The organism is Arthrobacter sp. Y3224198, assembly GCF_059090025.1.
Window position 1 is genome coordinate 23,676 of record NZ_JBNHFG010000030.1, and the last position, 8,469, is coordinate 32,144.

Sequence of the window (8,469 nt, forward strand, 5' to 3'; positions counted from 1 at the left end):
CAGTGTGAGTATTGGTCAAGGACTTGCTGCCTGCCCGGCCTCTGAGGGGTCCGGCTTGTATGCAGCGGCGTGAACCCTGGCCCGGTTCCCGCCGAAGCGGCCGCCGCGTCAGCAGCCGCCGGGAAGGACAGTCCGCCTGGGGGCCGCCCGCCGTGCGGTCGCAGCCCACCCTTAAATTCTAGGAATCCCAGCGTGCGGATTCCGCCTTTTGTGGCCAAGGGCAAACCGGTGTGTGAGCGTCCCCGCAGGGCTGTGTCACCGGCCTTCGCCGCACCGCAGAATCCGGGCCGCCATGTACTAGCATCACAAGGGCCACCATCTGCCGACTCACCGGCGGAGGCGACACTTCCGGGGGAATCACCTATGCGGCCGCACCACCTGTTCCTCGTCTGTGCCGGCGTTTTCACAGCGGCCGGGATAGTCCTGAACCGGCCGGGCCTGCTGCCCGGCGACGCGGACTGGGCGACCCTGAGCGGCGGTATGCCCTGGCCCCTGGCCGCATTGGCCGCCGTTGCCGTCGTGCTGTTCCTCTGGACCGTCGGCTATATCCTCAACAACCGCCGCGCAGCCCGTGCCTCGGAGATCCGCCTGACCGGCCGGAAGGCGGACATCCAGGTGCTGGCCAACCGGTCCCCGGCCGAGTTCACCGAGCTTCTGGACACCGTGTTCAGCGCTGCCGGCCTGTATTACCGCCGCCGCTGCCCGGTGCCGGGTGGAATGTACACCTTTGCCAAAAACCGGACCGTAGTGGAAGCGGAACACATGTTCATCATCACCGCTCCCGGCCCGGACGGCACCACCCTGGTCCGGGTTGCCGCGGAACAGCCGCCGGGCACCCTCAATTGGGGTGAGGCCGGCAGGCAGGTCCGCCTCCTGCTCGCCGAACTGGTGAGGTGGGACACCGTGGTCCGTGAAGGCTCGCCCGCGGAGGGGTACGGACCACAGGACGGACCACCGGACGGACTTCAGGACGGCACGGAACCGGCGTGGCCAACGGCCCCGCTGACGCTGGAACCGGCCCCCGCCGGCTGGTCCGAGCTTCCCCTCCCTGCCCAGTACCCGGAATGGGACCCGGACACGGAGGACGACGGGGAAGGCATAACCATAACGATCAGTCAGGACCCGGTCCGGAAGGACAAAGCCTAGAGGCTTCCCTTCCGGGATTCCGTGAACAGCAGGTAGCCCAGGTACAGGCTGCCCAGCCCTGCGGTGAAGATCCCCACCGGCAGGGCCGCGCCGAAATCGACCTGCTGGACAGCGAAATCGGACAGTGCCAGCACCAGGGCCCCCACCAGCGCCGGAGCAACCACACCGGGGGCGGGTGTTTTGAGCAGCCGCAACGCAATCTGCGGGGCAACCAGCGCCACAAACGCCACGGGTCCGCAGACGCTGACGGCGGCGGCCGCCAACACCACGGCCAGCAGGACGGCCAGGGTGCGGGTCCGGTTTACCTGCACACCCAGGGCTTCGGCCGCGTCATCACCCATGGCCATCAGGTTCAGCCGCCGCTGCAGTGCTGCAGCGGCGGGCAGCACCACCAGCAACGCAACCCCGATGGTTGCTACGTGTGACCAGGAGCGGGAGGCCAGGGAACCGTTGAGGTAGAAGGCCAGGGTCTGGGCCTGCCGCTCCCCCAGCGTGGTCATCGCCAGGGACGTGAGAGCGGACGCCACGGCGGAAATCCCGATGCCGGCCACGATCATCCGTCCCGGCCGGGCAAACCCGCGGCCGGTGCTCAGCCAGACCAGGGCCACGGCCAGCCCGCCGCCCAGGAAGGCCGCCAGCGGAACCGGTACGTAACCCGGCCACAGGGCCGTAGCCGCCGCGCCGGCGGCTGCCCCGCTGGTCAGGCCCACTACTTCCGGGCTGCCCAGCGGATTGCGTGTGACGGTCTGGAACAACGAACCAGCCACTCCCAGTGCCATGCCCGCCCCCACCGCGGTGAGGAACCGCGGCCCGCGCAGGCGTTCCAGCACAAAGGCGGCGCTGCCGTCCGGCGGTGCGGTCACCAGGCCGAACAGTTCGGACCAGGCCAGGCCCAGGTCCCCGGCGGTCAGGGTAAAGGCTCCTACCAGGGCCACGGCAACGGCCAGTACCGCGGTGAGGGCGAGGCTCCGCCGGCGGTACCGGAAGCTCACCCTGCCGCCCAGACGGACCGCGCGGGCGCGGGGCGGAGTCTTGGCCGCGCTCATGCGACGGCCCGCATCCGGCGCACGGCCAGGATCAGCAGCGGCGCGCCCAGCAGGGCCGTGACGACGCCGGTGAGCACTTCGCCGGGTTGTGCCACGAGGCGGCCCAGCACATCGGCGAACAGCAGCAGGGAGGGTCCGGCGAGGGCGCTGAGCACCAGCAGCCAGCGGTGGTCCGGCCCGGCGAAGCTGCGCATGATATGCGGCACGGCCAGGCCCACGAAGCCGATGGGCCCGACGGCGGCGGTGGCGGCGGCGCACAGCAGCGCGGCTGCCAGTGCCCCGGTGATTTTGGCGGCCTGCGGGGGCAGCCCCAGCGACGCCGCGGCCTCCTCCCCCAGTGCCAGGGCGTTCAAGGACCGGCCGGCGGCCAGGGCAACCACGAGGCCCACCAGGAAGAAGGGCAGGATGTCAGCGGCCTGCTCCATGGTGCGGCCGCTGAGGGACCCGACGGCCCAGAACCGGTACATGTTAAAGACGTCCGGGCGGGTCAGGGCGACCGCCTGGATATAGGACATCAGCACGGCGGACATCACCGTGCCAGCCAGCACCAGCCGCACCGGTGTGGAGCCGCGCCGTCCCGAGGCGAGGCCGTAGACCACCAGCACGGTCACCAGGGCGCCGGGCAGCGCCACCCAGACATTGGCACCGGAGGCGCCCACGCCGAAGAACGCCATGCCGGTAACCGTTGCGGCCGCAGCGCCGGCGTTGACGCCCAGGATCCCCGGGTCGGCCAGCGGGTTGCGGGTCAGTCCCTGCATCACCACGCCGGCCACGGCCAAGGCGGCCCCGGCCATAATGCCCAGGACGGTGCGGGGGATGCGGCTTGCCACCACATCGTCGGCGTAGGTGCTGCCGGTGCCGGTGAGCTCCGTCCACAGGGACGCTGCCACCTCGGCCGGGGTCAGTTGGTGGGCACCAACGGCCAGGCTCGTGACCGCGGCCAGGAGCAGCAGGAGCACTCCCGCCGCCAGCAGGGCGCCGCCGCGGAAGGCCCCGACCGCCCGGCGGGGTGCGGTAACCCGAGGCACAGTACGGCCGGACGCGGGCGGTGCATCCGCACCGGCCGCGTTGGAGGCTCCGGCACCTGCCGGAATTTTTGTAATATCAGCCGGCCTTGGCAACTGCTTCTTCAATCATCGGCTCAAACCGGTCCAGGACCCACGGCACGCTCAGGGGGGTCAGGAAGCTGGAGGCCATGCCCACCTGGCGGTCCAGGTTGCGGACCACCGAGTCCCGCTGGACGGCGGGAATGGAGGCGAAGAGCCGCTGTTCCTCGGTGCGCTGCTGCTCGGCTTCGTCGTTGTACCAGGTGAACAGCACGTCAACGTCATTGAGCTTGGCCGCGTTCTCCAGTCCCAGTTCTGAGGTGAAGCTGCCTTCGCTGGAGGGGATGTCCTGCACCTCTTCTGCCACGGTCAGGCCCAGGGCGGTGAGGAGATCCACGCGCGCGTCACCCTCGTTGTAGAGCACCAGGGATCCCGGCTCGCCGCCGCCCCAGACGTAGGCGAAACTCCTGCCGGCGAATTCGGGGTGTTCGGCGGCGCTGTCGGCCAGCGTCTGTTCAATTCCGGCCACGGCGTCCTTGGCGGCTTCGGGTTCGCCCAGCGCCTTGCCGATCACGGTGATCTGGTCATCCCAGTCGATGTTCCAGGCCTTCTCCGGGTAGGCCACGGTGGGGGCCAGGTCATTGAGGATGTCGAAGTCCTCCTGCGTGATGCCGGAGTTGGGGGCCAGGATCAGGTCCGGTTCCAGGGCCAAAATGGCGTCGATGTCGATGTCCTGTCCGCCGGTGAAGGTGGCGGGCAGGTCATCGCCGCGCTCTTCGATGGCTTCGGTCACCCAGGGGTAATTGCCGTGCTCGTCATTGCCCCAGGACACTTCCTCCACGCCCACCGGAGTGGTGCCCAGCGCGACGGCGGTGTCCGCGGAGCCCCAGCCGATGGTCACCACGCGTTCGGGCTTCTGCTCGATGACGGCGTCGCCCAGGGCGGATTCAATGGTGACGGGGAACTGGCCCGATGCTGTGGACTCGTCAGCGCTTTCGTTGCCGGCGGCATCGGCGCCGCATCCGCTCAGGGACAGCAGCAGTGCGGGGACCACCAGGAGGGCGGCCTTCGGGGCACGTTTCATTTTTTCCTCTCAGAAGTCCGGCCCGCCGATTGGCGGGCCGGTGTGGCAAAACAGTGAAGGAGCCCGCGCGGGGCTAGGACTCGGAGCGTCCCTTGCGCCAGTAGCCCATAAAGGCCACCTGCTTGCGGTCAATCCCGACATCGCGGACGAGGTAGCGGCGCAGCCCCCGGACCACTGCCGCTTCGCCGGCAATCCAGGCGTAGAAGGGCAGCGCGCCGGACGGGGCATGCGGGTTGGGCGTCGCCTGCACGGCGGCGGGATCCAGCCGCTGCGGGGTTTCCCAAAGAATGGTTTCGTCCACGTTGATTTCCTCGGGTTCCGGCAGTGTCGGCCGGGGCCGGAACGGGGTACCGTCGGCGGTCTGCACCGATGCCCAGCCAGGCAGCGTCACCGCTTGCCGCACGGCGGCGTCGAGCAGCTCGCCGTGCGGGCGGGCGCCGCGGGCCAGCCAGATGATCTGCACACCGGAGGGCGTGCGCACCTCCTGCCGGTCCCCGCTGGCAGGGATTTCCATCAGGGCGTGGCCGGTGACATCTTCAGGCAGCGCTTCGAGGATGGAGGTGATGGCCGGAACGGCGGTTTCGTCGCCGGCGAGCAGGACGTGCCGGGCCATCCCCGGCCGCCATTCGATGCCGCCGTAGGCTTCGGCTGTCACGCAGTGCGCCGCGTTGGGGCCGATGATGCAAACGCGGTCGCCGGGTTTGGCGGCAGCGGCCCAGCTGGAGGCAGGTCCTCCCTTGCCGTCCTCGTCGAAGTGCAGCACAAAATCGACGTCGATTTCCGGCTCTGAGCCGGTGCAGCGTGCGTTGCGCACGGTGTAGGTGCGCATGCAGCCGCGGGTGGCGGGGTCGAGTTTCAGCCAGTCCTGGTACCAGCCGGCGTCCAGGGTGGACAGGTCCGGCAGCGGCAGGGAGTTACCCTCGGCGTCGACGCACGGCACAATCACCTTGATCCGCAGATCGTGGGTTTCGCCTTGGATGCCAAACTCGGACAGGCATGACCCCGCAAACGTGACGCGCTGGAAATTCGCACCCAGCCGGACGATGCGCTTGACCTCCACGTCGAAGGACATCACGGCCCCGGCGGCCCGTGCCCGGCGCGGACGGGCGGCTGCCGCGGGTGCGGATGCCGCGGGCGCGGCGGCGGGCGTGCCCACGGCGGTGGCCCCGTTGGTGGACACGTGGGTCATGATGCTGCCTCCATGGCTTCGGTGGTGCGGGGCCGGCGGTCGCCCGGGTTGGGCAGATATCCGGAGACGGTTTCCGGTTCAGGTTCCGGTTCGGGTACGGCACTGTGGTGCCGGCCCAGGGGTACCACCATGGGGGTGCCGGATACCGGATCCGGGATGACGCGGGACTGCAGCCCGAACACGGTGCCCACCAGTTCTTCGGTCACTACGTCTGCCGGTGCACCCTCGGCGGCAATCTGTCCGTCCTTCATGGCCACCAGATGATCGGCATAGCGGGCGGCCAGGTTCAGGTCATGCAGCACAATGGCCACCGTGGTGCCGGCCCGGCGGTTTAGGTCCGTGATCAGATCCAGCACTTCAATCTGGTGCGTGACGTCCAGGAAGGTGGTGGGCTCGTCCAGCAGCAGGATGTCGGTTTCCTGTGCCAGGGCCATGGCAATCCAGACCCGCTGGCGCTGGCCGCCGGAGAGCTCGTCCACGTTCCGGCCGGCCAGGTCCACGGTGTCCGTGGCGGCCAGCGCGGCGGCGACGGCGGCGTCGTCGCCGGGCGTCCACTGCCGGAACCAGCCTTGGTGCGGATACCGGCCGCGGCCCACCAAATCCGCCACTGTGATGCCCTCGGGGGCGGTGGGGGTCTGCGGCAGCAGGCCCAGGGTGCGGGCCACCTGGCGGCTGGGTACCGTGTGGATGTCCTTGCCGTTAAGGTAGACGGCGCCCGCGGAGGGTTTCAGCAGCCGGGCCAGGCCGCGCAGCAGGGTGGACTTGCCGCAGGCGTTGGCGCCCACAATGATGGTGATCTTCCCGGCGGGCAGGGTCAGCGAGAGGGAGTCCACCACCTTGCGCTCGTCATACGCGAGCTCCAGGTTCTGCGCGGAAAGCAGGTTCTCCATGTCAGCCTCCTTGGCCTACGCGGTTTGACGTGACCAGCAGCCACAGAAGGAAAGGTGCGCCCAGCGCACCGGTCACCACGCCCACGGGCAGGGTGACTCCGGGGATCAGGTTGGCGCCGGCAAAGTCGGCGGCCAGCACAATGCAGGCACCCACCAGGCCGGCGGTAAGCAGGGTGGTTTCCCCGCCCATCAGCCGCCGGGCAATGGGGCCGGACAGGAACGCGATAAACGCCACCGGACCGGCGGCGGCCGTGGCGACGGCGGCCAGCGCCACTGCCACGATGATCAGGGCCAGCCGCGCCGGTTCCACCCGGATGCCCAGGCCGGCGGCGGCGTCGTCGCCCAGTTCCAGGCCGCGCAGGACGCGGGCGAGCACGGCCGCGGCGGGCAGCAGCACCAGCAGGGACACGGCGAGCACGGCCGCCCGGTCCCAGCTGCTGTTGTTCAGGGAACCGTTCAGCCAGACCAGTGCTTCGGACGCGGTGCGGATGTCGGTGCGGGTCAGCAGGTAGCTGACCAGCGCCTGCATCACGGCGGCAAAGCCGATGCCCACCAGGACCAGCCGGTACCCGGCCGCTCCCCCGCGGCGGGCCAGCAGGTAGATGGCCAGGGCCACCGCCAGCGCGCCCACCAGCGCCACCACGGACACCGTGGTTCCGGCCGCGCCGAACAGCACAATGGCGGCCACCGCGCTGGCGCTGGCCCCGTAGCTGATGCCAATGACGTCGGGGCTGGCCAGCGGGTTGCGCAGCAGCGTCTGGAACACGGTTCCGGCTATCCCGAAGCCCACGCCGATCAGGGTGCCGATCACTGCCCGCGGGAGCTTGGACTCCATCAGGATGTACGTGGCGCCGGGGATCTGTTCGCCGAACAGGATGCGGAAGAAGTCCGGGATGGTGAACGTGTAGGTGCCCAGCAGCACGTACACCGCAAACAGGACCAGCACCGCTGCGCCCAGCAGGGACGGGACCAGGACACGCCGACGGCGGCCCTGCTTCCGGGCGGTGCGGACGGCCGCGGCGGCGCCCGCGGGGACGGGACGGGCCTGGGCGGACGCGCTCACAGCTCGGCCAGCTTCCGCCGGCGCACCAGCCAGATGAACACGGGCGCGCCCAGCACGGCAGTGGCGATGCCCACCGGAATCTCGCCCGGGGGCAGCAGGACCCGTCCCAGCACGTCCGCGATCACCAGCAGGGCCGGGGCCAGCAGCATGGAGAAGGGCAGGATCCAGCGGTAGTCGGGGCCGGTGAAGCTGCGGACGATGTGAGGGATCACGAGTCCGATGAAGGCGATGGGGCCGGCGGCGGCGGTGGCGGCGCCGCAGAGCAGCACCACGCCCAGTGCGGTGATGCCGCGGCTGAGCCCGACCCGCTGGCCGAGGCCGCGGGCGACGTCGTCACCCAGGCTGAGGCCGTTCAGGGCGCGGCCGGCGAAGAGGGCAATCAGGGCACCGGCGGCCAGGAACGGCAGGACCGCGGTGATGGTGTCCCAGTCCCGGCCGGAGACACTGCCCACCCGCCAGAACCGGAAGGTGTCCAGCGTCTGCTGGCTGGAGACCAGCACGGCGCTGAGCATGGACATCAGTCCGGCGCTCAGGGCGGCACCGGCCAGCGCCAGCTTCACCGGGGTGGCGCCTTCGCGGCCGAGGCTGGCCACCAGGTACACCACGACGGCGGCCAGTGCCGCGCCGGCCAGCGCAAACCAGATGTAGCCGGTCAGGTTGCTGATTCCGAAAACGTAGATGCCCAGGACCACCGCGAAGGCGGCGCCGGCATTGACGCCCAGGATGCCCGGGTCTGCCAGCGGGTTGCGGGCCACACCCTGCATGGCCGCGCCCGCCAGGCCCAGGGCGGCGCCGGTCAGCAGTCCCAGCACGGTGCGTGGTACCCGGGACAGCACCACGGCATGGTCGCCGTTGGCCGGGTCAAAGTTGGTGAACGTGTCCCAGACCGTGGCTGGGGAAACCGGCCGGGCGCCGATGGCCACGGACGCGGCGCAGGCGAGGACCAGCACGGCTGCGGTGAGCAGCAGGAGGGCGGTGCGGGTGCCGTGCGCTCCGGGCCCGCCG

The 8,469-nt window shown here is 70.2% G+C and carries 8 protein-coding genes; 1 reads left to right on the forward strand and 7 read right to left on the reverse strand.

The window, feature by feature from the left end; all coding sequences use genetic code 11:
- Positions 1-363: 363 nt before the first annotated feature.
- On the forward strand, positions 364-1,146 hold the full coding sequence (locus AC5RUF_RS13590) for a hypothetical protein (RefSeq protein WP_494130923.1): 783 nt from the start codon (positions 364-366) through the stop codon (positions 1,144-1,146).
- Here the strand turns inward: AC5RUF_RS13590 and AC5RUF_RS13595 are convergent.
- From AC5RUF_RS13595 to AC5RUF_RS13625, 7 genes are all read right to left on the reverse strand, one after another.
- Positions 1,143-2,192 (reverse strand): FecCD family ABC transporter permease, encoded by a 1,050-nt coding sequence (locus tag AC5RUF_RS13595; RefSeq protein WP_494130924.1) that lies wholly within the window; start codon positions 2,190-2,192, stop codon positions 1,143-1,145. The genes AC5RUF_RS13590 and AC5RUF_RS13595 overlap by 4 nt on opposite strands.
- Positions 2,189-3,220: a FecCD family ABC transporter permease gene (locus AC5RUF_RS13600; protein WP_494130925.1), complete on the reverse strand. Its 1,032-nt coding sequence runs from the start codon at positions 3,218-3,220 to the stop codon at positions 2,189-2,191. Before AC5RUF_RS13600 ends, AC5RUF_RS13595 begins: the two co-directional genes overlap by 4 nt.
- A gap of 76 nt (positions 3,221-3,296) precedes the next feature.
- A complete protein-coding gene (locus AC5RUF_RS13605) occupies positions 3,297-4,322 on the reverse strand; it encodes an iron-siderophore ABC transporter substrate-binding protein (protein WP_494130926.1) in 1,026 nt (341 codons plus the stop codon).
- Between the two features lie 73 nt (positions 4,323-4,395).
- Entirely contained in the window at positions 4,396-5,394 is a 999-nt protein-coding gene (locus AC5RUF_RS13610; protein ID WP_494130930.1) for a siderophore-interacting protein, read from the reverse strand.
- A gap of 113 nt (positions 5,395-5,507) precedes the next feature.
- Positions 5,508-6,401, reverse strand: a complete 894-nt coding sequence (locus AC5RUF_RS13615) for an ABC transporter ATP-binding protein (protein ID WP_494130927.1) — start codon at positions 6,399-6,401, stop codon at positions 5,508-5,510.
- A gap of 1 nt (position 6,402) precedes the next feature.
- Complete coding sequence (locus tag AC5RUF_RS13620; RefSeq protein ID WP_494130928.1) at positions 6,403-7,464, reverse strand: FecCD family ABC transporter permease; 1,062 nt, start codon at positions 7,462-7,464, stop codon at positions 6,403-6,405.
- Positions 7,461-8,469, reverse strand: a 1,009-nt coding sequence (locus AC5RUF_RS13625; protein WP_494130929.1) for a FecCD family ABC transporter permease, incomplete at its 5' end; no start/stop codon positions are given. The genes AC5RUF_RS13620 and AC5RUF_RS13625, both read right to left, overlap by 4 nt.

Bases quoted from the DNA above. Each gene is read 5' to 3' on its own strand.
- AC5RUF_RS13590 (WP_494130923.1), top strand. From the start codon at position 364: ATGCGGCCGCACCACCTGTTCCTCGTCTGTGCCGGCGTTTTCACAGCG.
- AC5RUF_RS13595 (WP_494130924.1), bottom strand. From the start codon at position 2,192: ATGAGCGCGGCCAAGACTCCGCCCCGCGCCCGCGCGGTCCGTCTGGGC.
- AC5RUF_RS13605 (WP_494130926.1), bottom strand. From the start codon at position 4,322: ATGAAACGTGCCCCGAAGGCCGCCCTCCTGGTGGTCCCCGCACTGCTG.
- AC5RUF_RS13610 (WP_494130930.1), bottom strand. From the start codon at position 5,394: ATGTCCTTCGACGTGGAGGTCAAGCGCATCGTCCGGCTGGGTGCGAAT.
- AC5RUF_RS13615 (WP_494130927.1), bottom strand. From the start codon at position 6,401: ATGGAGAACCTGCTTTCCGCGCAGAACCTGGAGCTCGCGTATGACGAG.